19 protein-coding genes and 1 tRNA gene are annotated in these 23,987 nt (G+C 72.1%); 8 read left to right on the plus strand and 12 right to left on the minus strand.

The features are described from left to right. Window positions 1-49: 49 nt before the first annotated feature. The 3 genes from ACSU53_RS23620 (at window position 50) to pepN (ending at window position 3,651) form a co-directional block, all read left to right on the plus strand. A complete protein-coding gene (locus ACSU53_RS23620; RefSeq protein ID WP_437030753.1) occupies window positions 50-400 on the plus strand; it encodes a chorismate mutase in 351 nt (116 codons plus the stop codon). A 138-nt stretch (window positions 401-538) separates the two neighbouring features. Then, window positions 539-1,099: a response regulator gene (locus ACSU53_RS23625; protein ID WP_437030755.1), complete on the plus strand. Its 561-nt coding sequence runs from the start codon at window positions 539-541 to the stop codon at window positions 1,097-1,099. Window positions 1,100-1,146: 47 nt separating this feature from the next. Next, complete coding sequence (gene pepN, locus ACSU53_RS23630; protein WP_437030757.1) at window positions 1,147-3,651, plus strand: aminopeptidase N; 2,505 nt, start codon at window positions 1,147-1,149, stop codon at window positions 3,649-3,651. Window positions 3,652-3,706: 55 nt separating this feature from the next. On the opposite strand, the gene ACSU53_RS23635 is transcribed toward pepN, so the two are convergent. Then, window positions 3,707-5,515, minus strand: coding sequence for a bifunctional metallophosphatase/5'-nucleotidase (locus tag ACSU53_RS23635; RefSeq protein ID WP_437030759.1), 1,809 nt, complete (start codon window positions 5,513-5,515; stop codon window positions 3,707-3,709). 152 nt (window positions 5,516-5,667) lie between these two features. On the opposite strand from ACSU53_RS23635, the gene ACSU53_RS23640 reads away from it, so the two are divergent. Next, on the plus strand, window positions 5,668-6,381 hold the full coding sequence (locus ACSU53_RS23640; RefSeq protein WP_437030761.1) for an SIMPL domain-containing protein: 714 nt from the start codon (window positions 5,668-5,670) through the stop codon (window positions 6,379-6,381). 171 nt (window positions 6,382-6,552) lie between these two features. Then, window positions 6,553-7,989, plus strand: a complete 1,437-nt coding sequence (gene pyk / locus ACSU53_RS23645) for a pyruvate kinase (RefSeq protein WP_437030763.1) — start codon at window positions 6,553-6,555, stop codon at window positions 7,987-7,989. A 163-nt stretch (window positions 7,990-8,152) separates the two neighbouring features. On the opposite strand, the gene ACSU53_RS23650 is transcribed toward pyk, so the two are convergent. Continuing rightward, window positions 8,153-8,225 (minus strand) — tRNA-Leu (locus ACSU53_RS23650). Between the two features lie 105 nt (window positions 8,226-8,330). Here ACSU53_RS23650 and ACSU53_RS23655 point away from each other — a divergent pair. Next, window positions 8,331-8,987, plus strand: coding sequence for an ANTAR domain-containing response regulator (locus ACSU53_RS23655; RefSeq protein WP_437030765.1), 657 nt, complete (start codon window positions 8,331-8,333; stop codon window positions 8,985-8,987). Window positions 8,988-9,068: 81 nt separating this feature from the next. On the opposite strand, the gene ACSU53_RS23660 is transcribed toward ACSU53_RS23655, so the two are convergent. The 9 genes from ACSU53_RS23660 to ACSU53_RS23700 all read right to left on the minus strand — a co-directional run bounded on the left by ACSU53_RS23660 (window position 9,069) and on the right by ACSU53_RS23700 (window position 19,237). After that, window positions 9,069-9,785, minus strand: coding sequence for an ABC transporter ATP-binding protein (locus ACSU53_RS23660; protein ID WP_437030767.1), 717 nt, complete (start codon window positions 9,783-9,785; stop codon window positions 9,069-9,071). Further along, the gene (locus ACSU53_RS23665; RefSeq protein WP_437030769.1) at window positions 9,782-10,690 is read right to left on the minus strand and encodes an ABC transporter ATP-binding protein; all 909 of its coding nucleotides are present in this window, start codon (window positions 10,688-10,690) and stop codon (window positions 9,782-9,784) included. Before ACSU53_RS23665 ends, ACSU53_RS23660 begins: the two co-directional genes overlap by 4 nt. Window positions 10,691-10,695: 5 nt before the next feature. Beyond that, window positions 10,696-12,522 carry a branched-chain amino acid ABC transporter permease gene (locus tag ACSU53_RS23670; RefSeq protein WP_437030771.1) on the minus strand — a complete coding sequence of 609 codons (1,827 nt, stop codon included), beginning with the start codon at window positions 12,520-12,522 and terminating at the stop codon, window positions 10,696-10,698. Window positions 12,523-12,527: 5 nt separating this feature from the next. Then, the gene (locus tag ACSU53_RS23675) at window positions 12,528-13,460 is read right to left on the minus strand and encodes a branched-chain amino acid ABC transporter permease (protein ID WP_437030773.1); all 933 of its coding nucleotides are present in this window, start codon (window positions 13,458-13,460) and stop codon (window positions 12,528-12,530) included. 109 nt (window positions 13,461-13,569) lie between these two features. Then, window positions 13,570-14,802, minus strand: a complete 1,233-nt coding sequence (locus ACSU53_RS23680; protein WP_437030775.1) for a branched-chain amino acid ABC transporter substrate-binding protein — start codon at window positions 14,800-14,802, stop codon at window positions 13,570-13,572. A gap of 296 nt (window positions 14,803-15,098) precedes the next feature. Then, on the minus strand, window positions 15,099-15,731 hold the full coding sequence (locus ACSU53_RS23685) for a Tat pathway signal sequence domain protein (RefSeq protein WP_437030776.1): 633 nt from the start codon (window positions 15,729-15,731) through the stop codon (window positions 15,099-15,101). Then, window positions 15,728-15,967 carry a hypothetical protein gene (locus ACSU53_RS23690; protein WP_437030778.1) on the minus strand — a complete coding sequence of 80 codons (240 nt, stop codon included), beginning with the start codon at window positions 15,965-15,967 and terminating at the stop codon, window positions 15,728-15,730. The genes ACSU53_RS23685 and ACSU53_RS23690 overlap by 4 nt, the downstream gene beginning before the upstream one ends. 396 nt (window positions 15,968-16,363) lie before the next feature. Next, on the minus strand, window positions 16,364-16,861 hold the full coding sequence (locus ACSU53_RS23695) for a PaaI family thioesterase (protein ID WP_437030779.1): 498 nt from the start codon (window positions 16,859-16,861) through the stop codon (window positions 16,364-16,366). A 96-nt stretch (window positions 16,862-16,957) separates the two neighbouring features. Beyond that, window positions 16,958-19,237, minus strand: coding sequence for an FdhF/YdeP family oxidoreductase (locus ACSU53_RS23700; protein ID WP_437030781.1), 2,280 nt, complete (start codon window positions 19,235-19,237; stop codon window positions 16,958-16,960). Window positions 19,238-19,415: 178 nt separating this feature from the next. Between ACSU53_RS23700 and polA the strand changes: the two genes are divergently transcribed. Then, window positions 19,416-22,142, plus strand: a complete 2,727-nt coding sequence (gene polA / locus ACSU53_RS23705) for a DNA polymerase I (protein WP_437030783.1) — start codon at window positions 19,416-19,418, stop codon at window positions 22,140-22,142. 527 nt (window positions 22,143-22,669) lie between these two features. After that, window positions 22,670-23,098 carry a hypothetical protein gene (locus ACSU53_RS23710; protein ID WP_437030785.1) on the plus strand — a complete coding sequence of 143 codons (429 nt, stop codon included), beginning with the start codon at window positions 22,670-22,672 and terminating at the stop codon, window positions 23,096-23,098. Here ACSU53_RS23710 and ACSU53_RS23715 read toward each other — a convergent pair. Next, window positions 23,013-23,876, minus strand: a complete 864-nt coding sequence (locus ACSU53_RS23715; protein WP_437030787.1) for a DUF4184 family protein — start codon at window positions 23,874-23,876, stop codon at window positions 23,013-23,015. The two genes, ACSU53_RS23710 and ACSU53_RS23715, sit on opposite strands and share 86 nt — an antisense overlap. Window positions 23,877-23,987: the final 111 nt, after the last annotated feature.

Below are 23,987 nucleotides of genomic sequence, written 5' to 3' on the forward strand. Positions count from 1 at the left end.
AGCGGACCGTTCCCGCCCCGGGAGCGCCCGGCCCGTAGGCTGACGCCCCATGACCACCAGCCCCACCGGCCCCTCGGACATCGACCCCGCCGTGCGCGAGGAACTCACCCGGCTGCGCGACAGCATCGACAACATCGACGCCGCCGTCGTCCACATGCTCGCCGAGCGCTTCAAGTGCACCCAGCAGGTCGGCCGGCTCAAGGCCGAGCACCGGCTGCCGCCCGCCGACCCGGCCCGGGAGGCCCGCCAGATCGCCCGGCTGCGCGATCTCGCCGAGGACGCCCGGCTCGACCCGGCCTTCGCAGAGAAGTTCCTGAACTTCATCGTCGCCGAGGTGATCCGCCACCACGAACGCATCGCCGAGGACGCCGCGGGCGGCGCCGGCCGTCCGAAGGACTGACCGAGCCGCACCCTCCCCCCGGGGAGTGACAGGAGCGCGTGCGCGGGGCATCCTATGGGCACTCCTTGTCAGCCGGCGGACACCTTCCGTCAGCGCCCGGCCGAGACTCCGGTCCCCTTACGAGGAGGGACGTCCGCCATGCCCCGGGATGCCAGGATCCTCATCGTCGACGGTCACGACGACACCCTGTACGCGCTGGAGAGCGCCCTCGCCCCGCTGGGTCGCCCGCTGGGCCGGGCCACCACCAGCGAGGCGGCCCTCAAGCAGCTGCTGCGCGGGAACGTCGGCCTGGTCCTGCTCAACCTGCGCGCCCCCGGCACCGGCGGCCTGGACGTGGTCGGCTACATGCGGCGGCTGGAACAGACCCAGCACATCCCGGTCGTCCTGCTCACCGCGCACGGCCGCGACCGCGAGTTCGGCGCCGCCGCCTACGCCCTCGGCGTCGCCGACGTGGTCGCCAAGCCCGTCGATCCCTGGACCCTGCGGATCAAGGTCCGCCATCTGTACGAGGCGCACCAGCGCCGCCTCGCCCTGGAAGGCGAACTCCGCGACCTGCGCGCCCGCCTCACCCCGGCCCCCGCCCCGGCCGCGGCCCGCCCCGCTCTGCCGCACCCACACCCGCACCCGCACCCCCACCCCCACCCGTCCCCGGGGCACCCCGCGGGGGCGCACGGGGAGCTCACTCCGGAGCGGACATAAGCCGCGTACCGAACCGCCCCTGTGCCGTGCCGACGCCATCGGGCAGCATGGCCTGCATGTCCGTACTGACGCGCGACGAAGCGCAGAACCGAGCACAGCTCCTCGACGTCCACCGCTACACGGTCGAACTCGACCTGACCGCCGGGGAGGAGACCTTCGACTCCCGCACCGCGATCTCCTTCACCGTCCTCGCGGACCGGGACGCCACGGACACCTTCGTCGAGGTCAAGCCCGCCGAGCTGCGCTCCGTCACCCTCGACGGACAGCCCCTGGACCCCGGGATCCTGGACGGCAACCGCCTGCCGCTGAAGGGCCTCACCCCCGGCGGGCACGAACTCCGCGTCGACGCGCGCATGCGCTACTCCCGCACCGGCGAGGGCATGCACCGCTTCACCGACCCCACCGACGGCGAGACCTACGTCTACACCCAGCTCTTCCTGGACGACGTCCAGCGCGTGTTCGCCGCGTTCGACCAGCCCGACCTCAAGGCCGTCTTCGAGCTGAGCGTCACCGCCCCGCCGGCCTGGACGGTCCTCGCCAACGGCGTCACCGAACACCTCGGCGACGGCCGCTGGCGGGCCGCGCCCACCCCGCTCATCCCGACCTACCTCGTCGCCGTCGCCGCCGGCCCCTGGCACAGCGTCCGCACCGAGCACCGCGGCCTGCCCTTCGGCCTGCACTGCCGCCGCTCGCTGGCCCCCCACCTCGACGCCGACGCCGACGAACTCCTCGACATCACCCGCGCCTGCTTCGACCGCTACCACGAGAAGTTCGAGGAGCCCTACCCCTTCGACTCCTACGACCAGGCGTTCGTCCCCGAGTTCAACGCCGGGGCCATGGAGAACCCAGGCCTGGTCACCTTCCGCGACGAGTTCGTCTACCGCTCCGCCGTCACCGACACCGAGCGCCAGACCCGCGCCATGGTCATCGCCCACGAGATGGCCCACATGTGGTTCGGCGACCTCGTCACCCTCAGCTGGTGGGACGACATCTGGCTCAACGAGTCCTTCGCCGAGTACATGGGCTACCAGGTCACCGCCGAGGCGACCCGCTTCACCGACACCTGGACCGACTTCGGCGTCGCCCGCAAGACCTGGGGCTACGACGCCGACCAGCGCCCCTCCACCCACCCCGTCGCCCCCGAACACGTCGAGGACACCGCCTCCGCGCTGCTCAACTTCGACGGCATCTCCTACGCCAAGGGCGCCTCGGCCCTGCGCCAGCTCGTCGCCTGGCTCGGTGAGAAGGACTTCCTGGCCGGCATCAACATCCACTTCGCCCGGCACCGGTTCGCCAACGCCACCCTCGCCGACTTCATCGACTCCCTCGCCGCCGCCACCGACCGCGACGTCCACGCCTGGGCCGACGCCTGGCTGCGCACCAGCGGCGTCGACCGGCTCACCGCCGCCGTCGGCTCCCGCCCCGGCCAGTGGACCCTCGCCCTCGACCGGGACGGCCACCGGCCGCACCGCGTCACCGTCGGCGTCTACGACCGCGACCTCGGCGACAACCGCGCCCTGGTCCTGCGGGAACGCTTCGAGACCGACGTCCCGGGCGACGCCGCCCCCGCGGCCCGCCCCGGCACCCACCCCGCCCTGGTCGTGCCCAACGACCTCGACCTCACCTACGCCAAGATCCGCCTCGACGACACCTCCCTGGAGACGGTGCTGCGCGGCCTGTCCGGCATCCCCGACGCCCTCACCCGGGCCGTCGTCTGGAACGCCCTGCGCGACATGGTCCGCGACGGCGAACTCGCCCCCGGCGACTACCTCGCCACCGCCTGCGCCCACCTCCCCGAGGAGACCGACCTCGCGCTGGTGCAGGGCGTCCTGGCGTTCGCCGCCACCCACCTCACCGACCGCTACCTCACCCCCGGCCAGCGGCCCGCCGCGCTCGGCGCCCTCACCGGCCTGTGCCGCGACCTGCTGCGCCGCACCGAGGACGGCGACCACCCCGGCCTGCGGCTGACCGCCGTGCGGCACTTCATCGCCGCCGCCGCCCACCCCGAGGCCATCACCACCTGGCTCGACGACGGCACCGTCCCCGGCGGCCCCGAACTCGACCCGGAACTGCGCTGGCGGGTCCTCGCCCGCCTCGCCGTCCTCGGCGCCACCGACGAGGCCGCCATCGCCGCCGAACTGGAACAGGACCCGAGCGCCACCGGGCACGAGGGCGCCGCCCGCTGCCGCGCCGCCCTGCCCGACGAGGACGCCAAGGCCCGCGCCTGGCAGGCCATGTTCGCGTCCGACGACCTGTCCAACTACCTGTTCACCGCCACCGCCCGGGGCTTCTGGCAGCCCGAACAGGCCGAGCTGGTCCGCCCGTACGTGGCCCGTTACTACGAGGACGTGGTGCCGCTCGCCGCCCGCCGCGGTCCCGCCATCGCGGAGGCCGCCGGGTACTGGGCGTTCCCGGCCCACGCCGTCGACGCCGAGCACCTGAGCCTGGGCGAGCGGTGCCTGCGCGAGGGCGACCCGGTGCCCGCCCTGCGCCGCAAGCTCACCGACCAGCTCGACGACCTCGCCCGCGCCCTGCGCGTCCAGCAGGCGTGAACCGGCGCCCGGCCGCGGACGCACCCCAAGGGCCGTCCGCGGCCGGGCGGCACGGTCAGAACACCGGCGTGCCGTCCCGGGTGAGCCGCCAGTCCACCGACGCGAAGTCCCGCGGGTCCAGCACCCCCTTGGCGGTGACCCACTCCGCGATCCGGGTCCGGATCTCCGTGGACTCCGCCCACAGCTCCGGCGCCGACGCCACGTGGGGGAACGCGCCGCCGCCGTTCGCCCGGTAGTTGTTCACCGCGAACACGAACCGCGCGGCGTCGTCCAGGGGCGCCCCCTCGAAGAGCAGGTCGCGGATCCGCGACCCCGGCGGCCGGGCGATGTCGATGTCGTACCGGAGCCCGGAGACGTAGTCGTAGTTGTAGTCCGGCCGGCCGCCCGCGTTCGTCAGCCGGTCCACGTCCACCGGCGCGCCGGCCGCCGTCTGCACGAAGTACTCCGCCGAGTACTCCAGGTACGCCCGGACCTGCGCCCCCGTCATCAGCTTCGCCACCAGCGTGTTGTCGTACACGTACAGGCTCGACAGGTCCCGGACGGTCACGTCGCCCGCCGGGATCTCGGAGGTCCGCGAGAACGGCGACGCCTGCGACAGCACCGGCAGACCGGCGTACTCCGTGCCCGCCAGCGCCTGGCGCACCACGTCCTCCTGCACCCGGCTGATCAGATCGATGACCGGGGCGTCCTTGTAGCGGGCCTCCACCGTGGTCAGCGTGTCGGTGGCGCGGCCCACCACCTGGTTGACGTACGCCACCACCTTCTGGTGCTCGTCCGTCAGCAGCCGCGTGATGCGCGGGTCGTCCTCGACCGTCGCCGAGTCCCGCAGCGACGCGGACACCGACTCCACCCGCCACCGGCCGCGTCCGAAGGCCAGCTCGATGTCGAACAGGGTCAGCCGCTCCGCGTAGCACAGCGGCTCCGACAGCACGACCTCCCGGCCGGTCTCCTCGTTGGTGACCCGCAACTCCGCGATCTCCGTGTGCGCGTGCCCCACCAGGATCGCGTCGATCCCGGGCACCTGGCGGGCCACGTTCGCCGCCGCGTTCTCCACGTACGGCAGCTGGTCCCCGTACGACGACGTCCCCGAGGTGCCCGAGTGCGCCGACACCACGACCACGTCCGCGCCCATCGACCGCAGCTTCGGCACCCACGTCGCCGCCTGCTCCTCCAGGCCCGGGAAGGCCAGCCGGCCCTGCACGTAGGCCTTGTCCCAGATCGCGATCCCCGGGTTCGTCAGGCCCAGCACCGCCACCTTCACCGGGGGTGCGCCCTTCACCCGGAACGTCTTCATGAAGTACGGCGGGAAGGCGGGCTTCAGCGTCCTGGCGTCGACCGCGTTCGCGCCGAGCAGCGGGAACCGGCACTGCCGCTCGAACGCCCGCAGCGTGTCGATGCCGTAGTTGAACTCGTGGTTGCCGAGGGCCACCGCGTCGTACCCGATGGCGTTCATCGCCTGCGCCATGGGGTGGACCGGGCCGCCCTTGGCGGTGATGGGGTCCACCTTGGCGTAGTAGTACGTCAGCGGCGTCCCCTGGATGGTGTCGCCCGCGTCGATCAGCAGGGTGTTGTGCCGGCCCTTCTCCGCGCGGACCTGGTTCACGAGCGCGGACACCCGCGCCAGGCCCTGCGCGTTGCCCGCCGGGTCGGTGTACTCCGCGTCCTTGAAGTAGTCCCAGTTGAAGACGTGCCCGTGCAGGTCGGTCGTGCCCATCACGGTCAGCGCGTAGCGCTTCACCGGCTTCCTGCCCCGGTGCCCGGCCGGCTCCGCGGCCGCGGCGGCGGGCACCGCCGCACCCGCCAGCGCCACCCCCGCTCCGGTCGCGGCCGATCTCTCCAGGAACGTCCGGCGGTCGAACGGCATAGCGGATCTCCTCGTCCCGACAGCGCACAACGCGCGTAGATTTCAGGCGTCGATTCTGACCTGAACACGTCCAGGAGCAACAGCCCCCTCGCGGTGGCGATCCGGTGACCGGCCCGCTGTGGAAACGGCAACGAGCTGACACAGTGGGACACATGGCCATCCCTCACGACGCACGTCCGGCAGCGCGGTCCGGTGCGCCCGGCACCCCGGCGGCCCCCCACCTCACCGTGCGCGGGGAGGCCCGTTTCGACGTCGCCCCCGAGCTCGCCCGCCTCGACATCACCGTCGGCGCCCGGGACCGCGACCGGCGCGCCACCCTCGACGCCCTGACCCGCCGCAACGCCGCCGCCCTCGACCTCGTCAGGTCCTGCGGCGACGGTGTCGAGCGCCTGGAGACCGGCAGTCTCACCGTGACGCCGGAGCTGGGCTCCCGGGGCCGGGGCGAGCGGGTCCGCGGCTACCACGGCACCGTCCGGCTCGCCGCCGAGCTGAGCGACTTCGCCGTGCTGGGCGACCTCGCCGCCCGCCTCGCCGACCTGGACCTCACCCGGGTCGACGGCCTGCGGTGGTCCCTGCGGCCCGACTCGCCCGCCCACCGCCGGGCCCGGCAGGAGGCGGTCCACGACGCCGTCCGCCGGGCCCGCGAGTACGCCGAGGCCCTGGGCACCGCTCTCGACGCCCTCGTGGAGCTGACCGACACCGGCGTCCCGGACCTGCCCCCGGAGACCTTCGCCGGGACGGCGCCGCGCGGCTTCGCCCGTTCCGCCGCCGACGAGGAGCCGCCGCCCCTGGACCTGGAGCCGCAGCGCCGGCGGGTCCAGGCGGAGGTCACCGCCCGCTTCACCCTGGTGCCGCCGGAGCTCTAGCCTTCCGGCGCGGCGGGGCAGGCCCCTGCGCCGTCCGTCCGGAGGCAGAAACGTGCTCATCGGAGCAGTCCCGCGCGCGTTCAGAAGGTGTCGGCCATGCTTCACCGGGGCGCTTTCGAACCGTCACCGGACGCCACGTGCCTACTCGACGGTAAGCCATAGGCTCGTACCATGCGCCGAGCGAAAATCGTCTGCACCCTGGGCCCTGCCACCGATACGTACGACCGGATCAAAGACCTGGTCGACGCGGGGATGGACGTGGCCCGTTTCAACCTCAGCCACGGCGGACACGCCGAGCACGAGGAGCGCTACCGACGGGTGCGCAAGGCCGCCGACGAGACCGGGCGCAGCGTGGGGCTCCTGGCCGATCTGCAAGGCCCGAAGATCCGGCTCGGCGAGTTCGCCGAGGGACCGGTACTCCTCGAACGCGGTGACACCTTCACCATCACCGTGGAGGAGGGCACCGAGGGCGACCGGCACCGGTGCGGCACCACCTACGCGGGTCTCGCCGACGACGTCACCCCGGGCGAGCGCATCCTCGTCGACGACGGCAGGGTCACCCTGGAGGTCACGGCCGTGGAGGGGCCGGAGGTCCGCACGGCCGTCGTGGAGGGCGGGGTCGTCTCCGACCACAAGGGACTCAACCTGCCCGGCGTCGCCGTGTCCGTGCCGGCCCTGTCCAAGAAGGACGAGGACGACCTCCGCTGGGCCCTGCGGACCGGATTCGACATCATCGCGCTCTCCTTCGTCCGCAGCGGCCGGGACATCAAGGAGGTCCACCGGATCATGGACGAGGAGGGCCGCCGTCTTCCGGTCGTCGCGAAGATCGAGAAGCCCCAGGCGGTCGAGAACATCGAGGACATCGTGGCCGCCTTCGACGCCATCATGGTGGCGCGCGGCGACCTCGGCGTCGAAATGCCCCTCGAACTCGTTCCCATCGTGCAGAAGCGCGCCATCAAGCTGGCCACACGCAATGCCAAACCGGTCATCGTCGCCACCCAGATGCTCGACTCGATGATCGACCACGTCCGGCCCACCCGGGCCGAGGCGTCGGACGTGGCGAACGCGGTCATCGACGGCACGGACGCCGTGATGCTCTCCGGCGAGACCAGTGTCGGCAAGCACGCCACCGGGACCGTCCGCACCATGGCCCGCATCATCGAGGCCGTCGAGGAGGACGTCCTCGCCAAGGGGCTGCCGCCGCTGACCGACCGCAACAAGCCCCGCACCCAGGGCGGGGCGGTGGCGCGCGCGGCGGCCGAGATCGGCGACTTCCTGGGCGCCCGCTTCCTCGTCGCCTTCACCCAGTCCGGCGACACCGCCCGCCGACTGTCCCGCTACCGCTCGCCGATCCCGCTGCTCGCCTTCACCCCGGACCCGGCCACCCGGTCCCAACTCAGCCTGTCCTGGGGGGTGGAGACCTTCCTGGGGCCGCACGTGGAGTCCACCGACGCCATGGTCGACCAGGTGGACGAGCTGCTGCTGAAGCACGCCCGGTGCGAGAAGGGGGAGACCGTCGTCATCACCGCGGGCTCCCCGCCGGGAGTCTCCGGCTCCACCAACCTGGTCCGCGTCCACCACGTCGGCGAGGACGACAGCCCGAAGTGAGGCGTCCGGGCCCCGGGCCGGCCGCGGTCCCGGGGCGCCCGCGGGGGACCACGAGGGGTGCCGCGGCGCTGCTGTGGGGGGTTCCGGAGAAAGCGCCGGGAGGTCCGGTCACGAGGGCTGGTCCGCCCACTCCCGGGAAGAGACCTTGCATTCGGAGGAAAAGTACCCCGGGTCGGATTCGAACCGACGCTGGATGGTGTTTGAGACCATTGCCTCTACCGCTGGGCTACCGGGGCGCCCTTCGAAACGAAGGTCGGCGGTCACCCGCCGTCCACCCACCTTACCGCAGCTCGGTACGCTCTTGTCAGCAGTACCGGCCTGCCCCGCACCAAGGAGCCCACGTGAGCGCCCCCGAGTCGCCCCAGCCCGTCGACGTGCCCGAAGACGACCAGTCGCACGTGCCCCCGATGACGACCCGCGTCGTCATCGCCGAGGACGAGGCGCTGATCCGGCTCGACCTCAAAGAGATGCTCGAGGAGGAGGGCTACACGGTCGTCGGCGAGGCCGGGGACGGCGAGCGGGCCGTCGAACTGGCCCGGGAGCACCACCCCGACCTGGTGATCCTCGACGTCAAGATGCCGAAACTGGACGGCATCTCGGCGGCCGAGAAGATCGCCGAGGAGCGCATCGCGCCGGTGCTGATGCTGACCGCCTTCTCCCAGCGCGAGCTGGTGGAGCGCGCCCGGGACGCCGGAGCGATGGCGTACCTGGTGAAGCCGTTCTCCAAGAGCGACGTGGTGCCGGCCATCGAGATGGCGGTGTCGCGGTTCACCGAGCTGAAGGAGCTGGAGCGCGAGGTCGCCGACCTGAGCCAGCGGCTGGAGACGCGCAAGCTGGTCGAGCGCGCCAAGTCGATCCTGCAGACCGAGTACGGGCTGACCGAGCCCGCGGCGTTCCGGTGGATCCAGAAGACCTCGATGGACCGGCGGATGTCCATGCAGCAGGTCGCGCAGGCGGTCATCGACGACGCCGAGGAGAAGAAGGCGGCCAAGGGCTGAGGCACCGCAGGCCCGGCACCACGGCACGAGGCCCGCGCCCCCCTCGGGGACGCGGGCCTCGCGTGGTCCGGTGCCGGTGTGTCAGTCCTCGCCGAGGTACGCCTTGCGCACGGACTCGTCGTGCAGCAGGTCGCGCCCGGTGCCGGACAGGACGATGTTGCCGGTCTCCATCACATGACCCTGGTCGGCCAGGGACAGCGCCGCCTGGGCGTTCTGCTCGACCAGCAGGATGGTGGTGCCCTGCGCCTTCAGCTCCGCGATGGTCGCCATGATCTTCTGCATCATGATCGGCGAGAGACCCATGGAGGGCTCGTCGAGCATCAGCAGCTTGGGCTGGGACATGAGGGCCCTGCCCATGGCGAGCATCTGCTGCTCACCGCCGGAGAGGGTTCCGGCGGCCTGCTTGCGGCGCTCCCCGAGGATGGGGAACAGGTCGTAGGCGCGCTTGATGTCCTTCTCGATGCCCGCCTTGTCGCTGCGCAGGAAGGCACCGAGGCGGAGGTTGTCCTCGATGGTCATGCGCGGGAAGATGTGCCGCCCCTCGGGGGAGTGGGCGAGCCCGTGCGACACGATGTCGTGGGCCGGCAGCTTCTTCAGCGACCTGCCGTTGAACCTGATCTGACCGCCGACCGGCTTCAGCAGGCCGGACAGGGTCCGCAGGGTGGTGGTCTTCCCGGCACCGTTGGTGCCGATGAGAGTGACCACTTCGCCCGCCTCGACCTTGAAGGAGATGCCCTTGACGGCCTGGATCTTGCCGTAGGCGACCTTGAGGTCTTCGACTTCGAGGAGTGCGGTCATCGGTCGGTCTCCTTGCCGGGCGCTGCGTCGGTGGTGGCCTCGGCGGCTGCTTCCGCCGCTTCGACCTCGGCCGCCTCCTCGGCGCCGGGGTCGTCCGCGATGGGCTCTCCGATGTAGGCGGCGATGACGCGTTCGTCGCCCTGGACGGTGGCGGGGTCGCCCTCCACCAGCTTCTGACCCTGGACCAGGACGGCCACACGGTCGCAGAGGTTGAAGATGAACCGCATGTCGTGCTCGATCACGAGGACGGCGATGCCCATGTCCCGGATGGCGAACACGAGCTCTTCCGTCTCGCGGGTCTCCTGCGGGTTCATGCCCGCGGTGGGCTCGTCCAGCAGGAGCAGCCCCGGCTCGCTGGCGAGGGCGCGAGAGATCTCCAGCCGCCGCTGCTCACCGTAGGGCAGGTTGCGCGCGAGGTGGTCGGCCTTGTCGGCGAGGCCGACGAACTCCAGCAGCTCCATGGCCCGTGCGCGGGAGGCGGCCTCGGCGCGGTGGAAGCCCGGACCGCGCAGGAGGGCGGACCAGAGCCCTTCCTTGGTGCGGGTGTGCCGGCCGACCAGGACGTTCTCCAGCACCGTCATGTTGCCGAACAGGCGGATGTTCTGGAACGTCCGGGCGATGCCGGCGGCGGTCACCTTGAAGGACTTGGGCGGCAAAACCCTGCCCTTGTAGCGGACTTCGCCCTCGGTGGGGATGTACAGGCCGGTCAGGCAGTTGAAGAAGGTGGTCTTCCCCGCGCCGTTGGGCCCGATGAGTCCGACGATCTCACCGCTGTGGACGGTGAGGTCGACCTCGCGGACGGCGGTGAGGCCGCCGAAGCGCATGGTCACGCCGCGGGCGTCGAGGATCGTCTCGCCCTTGGCGGCGCCGGCGGACGCGCTCTGGGTGGTGGTGTCGGTCGTCATGGTGGTCAGGCCCCTGCCTTGCTGAGGACTGTCGGCGCTTCGGCATCCTCGTGGAACTCGAGCTGCCGCCGCCGGTTGGGGATGAGGCCCTCGGGCCGGAAGCGCATGAGCAGGACGAGCGCGAGGCCGAAGGCGAGGAGCTGGAAGTCGCCGAGGAACTGGAGCTTGGCGGGGATCAGGTAGAGCAGCGCGGCGCCGACCAGCGGACCGCTGATGGTGCCCATGCCGCCCAGGACGACGGCCGCCAGCAGGAAGGCGCTGTTGGGCGGGACCACGTGGGCGAACATGTACTGCTCGGGCGTCACGGTGTAGGTGACGTGCGCCTGCACCGTGCCGGCCAGACCGGCGAGGGTGGCGCCGAGGGCGAAGGCGATCAGCTTCACGCGGAAGCCGTTGATGCCCATGGCGCGGGCGGCGGTCTCGTCCTCGCGGATGGCGACCCAGGCCCGGCCGATCCGGGAGTCGCTGCTGCGCCGGAAGACCACCACGACGACCAGCGTGATGAGCAGCATCAGCAGGAAGTAGTTGGCGAACCGGGCGATGGTGAACCCGAAGATGGTGTGCTCCTGGCCGAAGTCGAAGCCCAGGATGTTGAGGTTCGGGATCGAGGAGATGCCGTTGGAGCCGTTGGTGACGTCGGGTCCGGAGGTGCCGTCGGTGTTGAGGACCGCGATGCGGAAGATCTCACCGAAGCCCAGGGTGACGATGGCGAGGTAGTCGCCGCGCAGCCGGAGCGTCGGGGCGCCGATCAGGACACCGAAGATCATGGCGACGAAGGCGCCCAGGAGGGCGCTGGCCCAGAAGGGCAGGTGGATGTCGAACGGGCTGGACGGACTTCCGGAGACCATGGCGGCCGTGTAGGCGCCGACGCCGAGGAAGGCGACGTATCCGAGGTCGAGGAGGCCGGCCAGGCCGACGACGATGTTGAGGCCCAGGGCGACGGTGGCGAAGATCAGGATGTAGACGCCGATGGTGGCGTACTGGTCGTCGGACTGGGTGAAGGGGAAGGCCGCCGCCGCGACGAACGCGCCGATCATGGTGACGTTGCGGTGCTTGGCGGTGATCGCGGAGACCCGGTTGATCAGGCCCGCCTTGAGGAGGGCCGCGAAGCCGAACCCGGCCGTGATCAGGAAGCCGATGAACAGCTCGTCGTACTCGGTCGCGATGCCGTAGGTGAAGACCAGCAGGCCCATGGCGAGGGTGGCGACGATGATGAGGATCTCGGCGTAGGAGGGCAGGGGGCGCGGGGCGCGGGTCCGGCCGGTGGCGATGGAGGCGCGCACGACGGCGAAGCCGGCACGGGCGTCGTGGCGGAACTTCTCCCAGCCGGTGTCGTCCGGGTCGTGCGGGTCGGGCTCGGGCCGCTCGAACGGCAGGGACAGCGCGCCGAGGACGGCGAGCAGGCTGGCGACCGCGGCGACCCAGGCGCCCGGTTCGAGGTGGACCAGTCCGCCGAGGGTCGCGCTGATGGCGAGGACCGTGTACCAGGTCGTGACGAGGGCGGCGAGCGAGGACAGCTTGATGGCGCTGTCCGCGCCGGCGGGCGTCAGCCACTGCAGGCCCTTGACGCCGTAGGAGGCGAGGCCGAACAGCGCGGTCAGCGCGCCGCCGATGAGGACCAGGACCTGCAGGCCGCCGGGGTAGCCGTAGACCGTGAGGTCACCGGGGAACTGAGAGGTCCACGTCCAGGCGAGGAAGGTCGACAGGACGGTGAGGATGCCACCGCCGGTGGCGAGGGCGCGGCCGATGTGCTCCGGGAGGCCGATGAGGCCCCGGGGGGGCTCGACGGCGGGGGAGCCGGGGGTCTTCGCTGTGGTGGTCTGTGTCGTCATCGGTGTCACGCCCTGTCCGCGACGCGCTCGCCGAGCAGACCCTGCGGCCTGAACAGGAGCACGAGGATGAGGAGTACGAAGGCCCAGACGTCGGCCCAGGACTGGCTGCCGAACTGCTGCATGCCGGGGATGTCGGAGATGTAGGCGGTGGACAGCGCCTCGGCGACGCCGAGGACCAGACCGCCGAGCATGGCTCCGTAGATGTTGCCGATGCCCCCGAGGACGGCCGCGGTGAAGGCCTTCAGGCCGAGGATGAAGCCCATGCGGAAGTCGATCTGGCCGTACTTCAGGCCGTAGGCGACTCCTCCCACGGCGGCGAAGACGGCGCCGAGGGCGAACGCGATGACGATGATGCGGTCGGTGTTGACGCCCATCAGCTTGGCGGTGTCCGGGTCCTGGGCCGTGGCCTGCATGCCGCGCCCGGTCCGGGTGCGCATGACGAAGTAGCCGAGGATGGCCATGCTCAGCGGGGCGGCGCAGAACAGGAAGATGTCACCGGTCTGGATGGTGACGGAGCCGAACTCGAAGGGGCCGCCGGGGATGCTGGGGAAGGTCCGGGCGGACTTCGCCTCGGGGTACCAGGCCCAGACGGCCTGCTGGAGGGCCAGCGACAGGCCGATGGCCGTGATGAGCGGTGCCAGGCGGGGCGCGCCCCGCAGGGGACGGTAGGCGAACCGTTCCGCCCCGACGGCCACGGTGGTGGCCACGATCATGGCTCCGATGAGCATGAGGGGCAGAGCGATCAGCATGGAGGTGCCGTCGGGCAGGAGGTAGACGTAGACCGTGAGCGCGCCGAAGGCGCCGGTCATGAAGATCTCGCCGTGGGCGAAGTTGATGAGCTGGACAATGCCGTAGACCATTGTGTAGCCGAGGGCGACCAGCCCGTACATGGATCCCAGTAGCAGGCCGTTGACCAGCTGCTGCGGCAGTTCGTTCACCGCATGTCCTCCGAGACGTTCGGAAAGTTCGACGGATGGGGCCGGATGCGAGTCCGCGCGGGGCGCCAGTGGTGCGGCGCCCCGCGCGGCTCGTTGGTGCTGGGCTGGGTCAGCCGGTGAAGGTGCCGGACTTGACGTCCTTCCAGTCGCCGTTCTCGACGGCGTAGACGGTCAGCTGCTTGTTGGTCGCGTCGCCGAACTCGTCGAAGGAGACCTTGCCGGTGACTCCGTCGAAGGAGACGTCCTGCATGGCCGCGGTGACCTTCTCGCGGGCGTCGTCGGGCAGCTTGCCGTCGTTGTCCTCGACGACCTTCTTGACGGCCTCGATGATCGCCCAGGCCGAGTCGTAGGAGTAGCCGCCGTAGGCCTCGTAGGCGTCCTTGTAGCCCTCGGCCTTGTAGTTGGCCACGAACTCCTTGGCGGAGGGCAGTTCCTCGACCGGCGCGCCGACCGAGGTGGCGAGGTCACCGGTGCCGCTGGCGCCGGCCAGCTTGATGAAGTCGGCGCTGTAGATGCCGTCGCCGCCGACCAGCGGGATCTTGGCTCCGGCGGCCTTGATCTGCTTGCTGAGCGGGCCGGCCTGCGGGTACTCGCCGCCGTAGTAGACCACGTCGGCGCCGGAGTTCTTGACCTTGGTGGCGACCGCGGAGAAGTCCTTGGTCTCGGGGTTGATGTGCTCGGTGCCGACGACCTTCCCGCCGAGCTTCTTGAACTCCTCGGTGAAGGTGGCGGCCAGACCGGCGCCGTAGGTCTTCTTGTCGTCGATGACGAAGACCTTGCGCTTCTTGGAGTCGTTGTACAGGTACTGCGCGGCGAACGGGCCCTGGATGGCGTCCGTCGTCGACGTACGGAAGTACGACTTGTACGGACGGACCTTGTTCGTCTGCCAGTCCTGGCCCTGGGAGAGGGACGGGTTGGTGTTGGCCGGCGAGACCTGGACCAGCTTGGCGTCGTCGAAGACCTTCTGCATGGACTCGCCGACGGAGGAGTTCAGCGGGCCGACGACGCCGAGGACGTCGTCGTTGGCGACCAGCTTGGTGGCGTTCTGCTGGCCCGAGGAGGGCTGCGCCTGGTCGTCCAGCGCCTCGATCTTGAAGGTGACGCCCTCGACGACCTTCTCCTTGTTGGCGGTCTTGGCGGCGAGGTCGACGGAGTTCTTGATGCCCAGACCCAGTGCCGACAGGTCGCCGGTCAGCGGCGCGTCGACGCCGATGACGACGGTGGTGCCACCGTTCCCGGAGTCCGAGCCGCCGCCGTTGTCGTCGCGCGAGCCGCAGGCGGTGAGGGTGAGTGCTCCCGCTGCCAGCGCGGCGGTGATGGCGATGAGCGAACGTTGACGCACGATCCAGTCCTTTCCCCTGACAACCGCTTCCCGGTGGAAACGGCCGAGTCGAGCGCTGGGCCGAAGTGACAAGGTGACAATCGGGCGGCGCGGTGACTGGCCGTGACTCTAAGCGGGTGTGGGGAACGTGGAGGAGGGTCTGGCCAAGGCTGTGACTCTCTTGTTATGACACGACGTATTGCAGAGCGGTACTGAGTGGGGGGAACGGCGGAATTCCCGCCGTTTTGCCCTGTCCGCATCATGAGAAACCGCAGGACTGGAGCGGGTCCGTTCAGGCGTCTCGGGGGTTTTGGTGATTACCTGAATTCGTTGCCGCAGGCGACCTGCAGGGCCTGGGAGAGGTCCCGTGCGTAGCGTGTGCCGAGGATGAAGCTGTGGTCCTGCATTGCGCGCGTATTACGCAGAGTTACGTCCAGGAAAGGGAGTCCGGCGTTCCGTGGGACATTTCCGCAATCGTTCACGCGGAGAGTGATCATGATCTTGCGCGGGGAGCCCGCTTTTGTCCGGAAAGGCGTGCGTGGGGCGGAGATCACCGAAACCCCCGCGTAGGGCTGGGAAATGCGCGTGACCGTGACCGGAGGCCCGGAATCCACTTCGATCTCCACCTGGAAAACGAAGATCCGAATGTCTGATTCCGCCTCCCCTCCCGCCTCCGTGCCCGGAGGGCCCACCGGCCGTGGTTCCCGGTAGGACAGGGTGGTCACCTGCGCGGGGTACGGCGGCGCCGTAGGCGGCACCGGAACGGGGCGCGTCGCATACAGGTAGCCGCCGCCCGCCAGGACGGCCGAGACGGCGCACGCGCCGGCCAGGGCGCGGCGCTGACGCACCGACAGCCGTACGGCCGGGGCGGGCCGAAGGCGCCGGGAGGCGGACGCGGCGTCCCGGACCCGGGTGCCCTCGCCGGGCTCGACGGGGCCGACGCCGCTCATCGCCAGGGGCCTTCGGCGGGCCCGCCGCCCCGATGGCGGTCCGCGCACGCCTCGCCCACCTGACGGCCGATCACCCGGTGCGCCGCAGCCCTCCCGTGACGGTCCCTCACAGGGCGGGCGGCGGCCACGGCCGCGCGCAGGATCCCGTACTGGCCGTTGGACAGGCCCATGGACTGGTAGTCGCCGTACGCGGTGCCGTCCAGCACCTCCCGGGCCCAGTGGGTCACGAGCCGCACGCACACGTCCTCGGCGGACGTCGCCGACGGCGAGGGTGACGGCGACCGGGAGGGCGGTGGCGGGGCGGCGGGTGCGGACGCCCGCGGAGCCCCGGCGCGCTCCGGGCCCGGCGCACCGCAGCCGGCCGCCGGGGCGCCCGCCAGGAGCACCGCCATGAGCACGGCGGCTCCTGCCCCCGTGCCGGGCCGCGCGCGGCTTCCCCGCTCCATGCCCGAAGACGCTAGAGCGCCTGCCGCGCGGCGGCAACACGGGTGCACGGGGCAGGAGGTGCGGGGTGAGGGGCGCCGCGTGGCGCCCGCCTGACGGGGTGCCCGGGACGACGAGGGGGTGCGGGGCGCCGTGCCCCGCACCCCCTGGGTGTGCGGTGTCCGCGTCGCGGGCGTGCCGCCGCGGGATCAGCCCGTCGTGCCGGCCGGCTCCTTGCCGTCGGGGCCGCCGTGGTCCACGTCCCGCAGCAGGCAGGTCAGGCGTGCCGTGCACACCCGCTTGTCCGCCTCGTCGGTGATCACGATCTCGTACGTCGCCGTGGTCCGGCCGCGGTGCACGGGAGTGGCCACACCGGTCACCAGACCCGACCGCACCCCGCGGTGGTGCGTGCAGTTGAGGTCCACGCCCACGGCGATCCTGGAGACCCCGCCGTGCAGCATCGAGCCCACCGACCCCAGCGTCTCGGCCAGGACGGCCGAGGCCCCGCCGTGCAGCAGCCCGTACGGCTGGGTGTTGCCCTCCACCGGCATCGTCCCCACGACCCGCTCGGCCGACGCCTCGACGATCCGCACGCCCATCCGGTTGCCCAGGTGGCCCGCGGAGAAGAGCGCCTGCAGGTCCACGCCCAGGGCGGCGTACTCGTCGATGACCTCGCTCGGGAACTTCACGCTCTGCTGCTCGCCCATGGGCCGTGCTCCGTTCGTCGTCGTCAACTGCGGCCACCGCGCGGCAGGCCGGGCGCCGGTCCGGCCCATCGCACCGCGCGGTCGCTGAGCAAACGCTCAGTCGGTCGCCGATTGTTCCAGACGGACCACCACGGACTTGCTGGCCGGGGTGTTGCTGGTGTCCGCGGTGGCGTCCAGCGGCACCAGCACATTGGTCTCCGGGTAGTACGCGGCGGCGCAGCCCCGGGCCGTCGGGTAGTGCACGACACGGAAGCCGGGCGCCCGGCGTTCCACCCCGTCGCTCCACTCGCCCACCAGGTCGACGTACGAGCCGTCCGCGTGCCCCAGCGCCCGCGCGTCCTCCGGGTTCACCAGCACCACCCGGCGGCCGTTGCGGATGCCCCGGTAGCGGTCGTCCAGGCCGTAGATGGTGGTGTTGTACTGGTCGTGCGAGCGCAGCGTCTGCAGCAGCAGCCGCCCCTCGGGCACCTTCGGGTACTCCACCGGCGCGGCCGTGAAGTTGGCCCGGCCGGTGGCCGTCGGGAAGCGGCGCTCGTCGCGCGGGGCGTGCGGCAGGGCGAAGCCGCCCGGGCGGGCGACGCGCGCGTTGAAGTCCTCGAAGCCGGGGACCACGCGGGCGATGCGGTCCCGGATCGTCGCGTAGTCCTTCTCGAACTCCTCCCACGGCACCACGCTGTCCGCGCCGAGCACCCGGCGGGCCAGCCGGCACACGATGGACGGCTCCGACAGCAGCCGCGGGCCGGCCGGTTCCAGCCGCCCGCGCGAGGCGTGCACCATGCCCATCGAGTCCTCGACGGTGACGAACTGCTCGCCGCCGTCCTGGACGTCACGCTCCGTGCGGCCGAGGGTCGGCAGGATCAGTGCCCGCGCCCCGGTCACCGTGTGCGAGCGGTTCAGCTTCGTCGACACGTGCACGGTCAGCCGGGCCCGGCGCATCGCCGCCTCGGTGACCTCCGTGTCGGGGCTGGCGGAGACGAAGTTGCCGCCCATGGCGAAGAACACCTTGGCCCGTCCGTCGCGCAGGGCGCGGATGGCCCGGACGACGTCGTAGCCGTGCTCGCGGGGCGGCGCGAAGCCGAACTCCTTCTCCAGGGCGTCCAGGAAGGCCGGCGCGGGCCGCTCGAAGATGCCCATGGTGCGGTCGCCCTGCACGTTGGAGTGGCCGCGCACCGGGCACACGCCCGCGCCCGGGCGGCCGATGTTGCCGCGCAGCAGCAGGAAGTTGACGATCTCCCGGATCATCGGCACCGAGTGCTTGTGCTGGGTCAGGCCCATCGCCCAGCACACGATGATCCGCTCCGACTCCAGGACCATCCGCAGACACCGCTCGATGTCCTCGCGCGTCAGACCGGTCGCCGTCAGCGCCTCGTCCCAGTCGGCGGCGCGCGCGGTCTCGGCGAACTCCTCGAACCCGTGCGTGTGCTCCCGCACGAAGTCCTCGTCCACCGCACCCGGCGTCTGCAGGATCAGCTTGTTCAGGACCCGGAAGAGGGCCTGGTCGCCGCCCAGGCGGATCTGCAGGAACAGGTCGTTCAGGGCGGTGCCGGCGGTCAGGCCCTTGGCGGTCTGCGGGTTCTTGAACCGCTCCAGCCCGGCCTCGGGCAGCGGGTTGACGCTGATGATCCGCGCGCCGTTCGCCTTCGCCTTCTCCAGGGCGGACAGCATGCGCGGGTGGTTGGTCCCCGGGTTCTGTCCCGCCACGATGATCAGATCGGCCTGGTACAGGTCCTCCAGCAGGACGCTGCCCTTGCCGACCCCGATCGTCTCGGACAGGGCCGAGCCGGACGACTCGTGGCACAGGTTGGAACAGTCCGGCAGGTTGTTCGTGCCCAGCTCCCGCGCGAAGAGCTGGTAGAGGAAGGCCGCCTCGTTGCTGGTGCGGCCGGAGGTGTAGAAGACGGCCTCGTCCGGGGAGGACAGGGCGCCGATCTCCTCGGCGACGATGTCGAAGGCGCGCTCCCAGGTGACCGGCTCGTAGCGGTCCCCGCCCTCGGGCAGGTACACCGGGTGCGTCAGCCGCCCCTGCTGCCCCAGCCAGTAGCCGCTGCGGCCGGCCAGGTCGGACACCGGGTGCCGGGCGAAGAACTCCGGCGTGACCCGGCGCAGCGTGGCCTCCTCGGCCACCGCCTTCGCGCCGTTCTCGCAGAACTCCGCCCGGTGCGGGTGCTCCGGCTCGGGCCAGGCGCAGCCCGGGCAGTCGAAGCCGTCCTTCTGGTTGACGTTGAGCAGCGTCAGCGCGGTGCGCCGCACGCCCATCTGCTGGTGCGCCATGCGCAGGGTGTGCCCGATCGCGGGGAGCCCGGCCGCCGCCCGCTTCGGCTCCCCGACCTGCGGCGCGTCCTGAACCGGATCGCCCTTGGGCGGTTTCGTGGCCATCGCGCACTCCCCTTCGCGTACCCGTGTGACGTACCACTGTCGATCCTCGCACGTCGCGGGTGGGAGCAGCGGGGGCGGCGTACGCGGACCGCCGGACGGGAGCGAGGGGAGCGGGGTGCCGGGGTCGTCGGGGGCGCGGCGGGGCCGGGTGTCGGTGGGGCGTGGCAGGATCGGGGGCGTGGCAGAGACAGCATCGAAGAAGACCGACCAGACCTCCGGCGCCGACCGTCCCCGGCTGATGCTCATGGACGGGCATTCGCTGGCCTACCGCGCGTTCTTCGCGCTGCCCGCGGAGAACTTCACCACCGCGACCGGCCAGCCGACCAACGCGATCTACGGCTTCGCCTCGATGCTGGCCAACACCCTGCGTGACGAGGCGCCCACGCACTTCGCGGTGGCCTTCGACGTCTCCCGCAAGACCTGGCGCTCCGAGGAGTTCACCGAGTACAAGGCGAACCGCTCCAAGACCCCCGACGAGTTCCGGGGCCAGGTCGAGCTGATCGGCGAACTGCTCGACGCGATGCACGCCCAGCGCTTCGCCGTCGACGGCTTCGAGGCCGACGACGTCATCGCCACGCTCGCCACCCAGGCCGAGGCCGAGGGCTTCGAGGTCCTGATCGTCACCGGCGACCGGGACTCCTTCCAGCTGGTCTCCGAGCACACCACGGTGCTGTACCCCACCAAGGGCGTCTCCGAGCTGACCCGGTTCACCCCGGAGAAGGTCGTCGAGAAGTACGGGCTGACGCCCGCCCAGTACCCGGACTTCGCCGCGCTGCGCGGCGACCCCTCCGACAACCTGCCCGGCATCCCCGGCGTCGGCGAGAAGACGGCCGCGAAGTGGATCAACCAGTTCGGTTCCTTCGCGCAGCTCGTGGAGCGGGTCGACGAGGTCAAGGGCAAGGCCGGGCAGAATCTGCGCGACCACCTGGAGGCGGTCAAGCTCAACCGCCGCCTGACCGAGCTGGAGCGGCAGGTCGAGCTGCCCAAGGGCGTCGCCGACCTGGCGCGGATCCCGTACGACCGCAAGGCCGTCGCGATGCTCCTGGACACCCTGGAGATCCGCAACCCGTCGCTGCGCGAGCGCCTGTTCGCCGTCGACCCGGGCGCCGAGGAGGCCGAGGCCACCCCGGTGGTCGCGGAGGGCGTGGAGCTGGACGGAAGCGTGCTGGGCGCCGGCGAGCTGGCCGGCTGGCTCACCGAGCACGGCACCGCACCGCTCGGCGTCGCCACCGTCGACACCTGGGCGCTCGGCACCGGCTCGGTCGCCGAGGTCGCCCTGGCCTCGGCCGACGGACCGGCCGCCTGGTTCGACCCGGCCGAGCTGGACGAGGGCGACGAGCGCGCCTTCGCCGCCTGGCTCGCCGACGCGGACCGGCCCAAGGTGTTCCACAATGCCAAGGGCGCGATGCGGGTCTTCGCCGAGCACGGCTGGACCATCGAGGGCGTCACCATGGACACCGCGCTGGCCGCCTACCTCGTCAAGCCCGGCCGCCGCTCCTTCGACCTGGACGCGCTGTCCCTGGAGTACCTGCACCGCGAGCTGGCCCCCGCCGCGGCGGCCGACGGCCAGCTGGCCTTCGGGGCGGACGACGCCGCCGAGGCCGAGGCGCTCATGGTGCAGGCCCGCGCGGTCGTGGACCTCGGCGAGGCGTTCCGCACCCGTCTCGACGAGGTGGGCGCGTCCGACCTGCTCCGGGACATGGAACTGCCCACGTCGGCCCTGCTCGCCCGCATGGAGCGGCATGGCATCGCCGCCGACCGCGCCCACCTGGAAGCCATGGAGCAGATGTTCGCGGGCGCCGTCCAGCAGGCGGTGAAGGAGGCGCACGCGGCGGCCGGGCACGAGTTCAACCTGGGCTCGCCCAAGCAGCTCCAGGAAGTCCTCTTCGGTGAACTGGCTCTGCCCAAGACCAAGCGGACCAAGACCGGCTACACCACCGACGCCGACGCCCTCGCCTGGCTCGCCGGCCAGACCGACAACGAGCTGCCGGTGATCATGCTCCGCCACCGGGAGCAGGCCAAGCTGCGCGTGACGGTCGAGGGGCTGATCAAGACGATCGCCGCCGACGGCCGCATCCACACCACCTTCAACCAGACCGTCGCCGCGACCGGCCGGCTGTCCTCCACCGACCCCAACCTGCAGAACATCCCCGTCCGCACCGACGAGGGCCGCGCCATCCGCCGCGGCTTCGTCGTCGGCGAGGGGTACGAGTCGCTGATGACGGCCGACTACAGCCAGATCGAGCTGCGCGTGATGGCCCATCTCTCCGAGGACGCGGGGCTCATCGAGGCGTTCACCTCCGGCGAGGACCTGCACACCACGGCCGCCGCGCAGGTCTTCTCCGTCGACCCCACCGCGGTCGACGCGGAGATGCGCCGCAAGATCAAGGCCATGTCCTACGGCCTCGCGTACGGCCTGTCGGCGTTCGGCCTCTCCCAGCAGCTGAACATCGAGGCGGCCGAGGCCCGCGCCCTGATGGACGCCTACTTCGAGCGCTTCGGCGGGGTCCGCGACTACCTGCGCCGGGTCGTGGACGAAGCCCGGGCCACCGGCTACACGGCCACCCTCTTCGGCCGCCGCCGCTACCTGCCCGACCTCAACAGCGACAACCGCCAGCGGCGGGAGGCCGCCGAACGCATGGCGCTCAACGCCCCCATCCAGGGGACGGCCGCGGACATCGTCAAGATCGCCATGCTGAACCTGGACCGCGCCCTGCGCGAGGCCGGCCTGACGTCCCGCATGCTCCTCCAGGTCCACGACGAGATCGTCCTGGAGATCGCCCCGGGGGAGCGGGCCCGGGTGGAGGAACTGGTCCGCCGCGAAATGGGCGCCGCGGTCCAGCTCCGGGTGCCTCTCGGCGTCTCCGTCGGCGCGGGCCCGGACTGGGAGTCGGCCGCCCACTGACCGGCGGCGTACGAGACCGGACGCCGCCGGCCGGCGCCGCAGCGGGGACGCGGCCCCGCTGCAGTCCTGGGGGCGCCGGCTCGGGCGAGGCTGCGCTCGGGCGGCTGCGGGCCGGTCGGGACTGCGGGCCGGTCGCGGTTGCGGTCCCGGACGAGCCGGGCCGCGCCCCGGTGCGCCGTGCGTCGGCGGGCGAGGACGACGCCGTGCGACGCCGCCGGCCCAGCCGGACGGGACCTCCGGCACGCGCCGGACGGCCGCCCCGGTCGCGCCCGCCGGGCCCGCCGCCCGCCGGGCCCGCCTCCCGCCGGGCTCGCCTCCCGCCGGGCTCGCCGCCGCCCATGGCGCCGCACAGCGCCTGCCGGGGCGCCCGCGCCCGCCCCGTCGGCCCGCCCGGCGCGCCCCCGCGGGCCGCGTCTTCCGCCCCCGCCGGTCGCGCCGTCCCGTCCCCGCACGGGCCCGCCCGGTGCGTCACTCGCGTGGCCCTCGCGGAACGGCCGGGGGCGGACGCTGCGGCCAGGATGCGGGGCATGGGTATACGCATGCTTCACCGCACAGCGGGACCCCCGCCCCGGGCCGGCGCCGACAGCCCCGGACCCGAGGCGCAACCGGCGGTTCCCGTGTTCGCGGCCTCCGCGAGTACCGCACGCATCCCCGTCACCCTCGCCACCGCGCTGCGGCGCGCCTCCACCGGCCTCGGCCGGCGCATCTCCGGAGCGGCCGGGCCGGTCACCGCCGTCCTGCCCGAGGGACCGATCCCGTGGCGGCTGTGGGCCGAGGTGGCCCGCGGCTACCTCACCCTCGTCCTGACCCTGCTGCCACGGCCCCGCCCCGTCCGCACCATCACCGTGTTCGTCGCCGCGGGCGACCCCGTCAGCGTGCGGCCGTACGGCTCGGGGGCTCCGTACCGAGGGTTCCAGGGACCCGGCCGGCCGGAGCCGGGCGGCGCCACACCCTGACCGCCACGGCGAACAGCGGCAGGGCGACGGCCAGCCCCGCGCCCGCCCCGAAGCACACCGTCGGGATGATCTCCCAGGGCTTCGCGGACGGCCCCCAGTAGGCCCACCACCGCGCGGCCCGCTGCACCGCCCCCACCAGCACGCAGCCGCCGAGCAGACCGAGGGCGGCCCACCGGTCGGGGGCGGACAGCAGGGGCACTCCGGCCGCCCCGTCTCCACGCGGCATCCGGCGCAGGGCCCGCATCACGAACCAGACGATCACCACGGCGGCCACCGCCGAACCCCCGTACTGCAGGTACCAGTACAACGGCGACCCCGCGATCTCCTCGCCGAGCACCGGGAACACCCGCATCCCCCACCGGTCGAGATGGGTGAACGCGTCCCAGACCACGTGCGTCAGCGCACCCAGCACGGCCGACAGGTACCAGCGCGCCACCAGCGCCGGCCGCACCGCCGCGCGCGGCTCCCCGCACCGCAGCAGCGCCGCCGGGCGGCCCTGCCGGGACCGCGGGAGCAGGCCCACCAGCGGTTCGCGGACGAGCAGCCACAACCCCACCAGGGCCCAGGCGAGCAGCACGTCCACGGTGAACACGCCCGCGAACGCGTGCGTCACGTCCCCGAACTCCATCGCCGCGGGCACCGCGCTCGCCGCGTAGTAGGTGAGGTCGGGAGCGAAGGTGCCCGCGACGAGCACCGACGGCACGAGGGGGCCGCGTGCCCGTCCGTCGGCGCGGAGGGCGGGCAGGACCGCGGCCGCGTGACTCAGCGTGAACGGCAACTCGGCTCCTCGGGTGGGACCTTGACCGGCCGGGAGCCGGGCCGGTGATCTTCCGCGCCGGCGGAGCCCAGTATGCGGTACGGCCCGGACGCCGGTCCGGGGCCGGTGAAC

The organism is Streptomyces sp. enrichment culture, assembly GCF_964273255.1.
Lineage (GTDB): Bacteria > Actinomycetota > Actinomycetes > Streptomycetales > Streptomycetaceae > Streptomyces.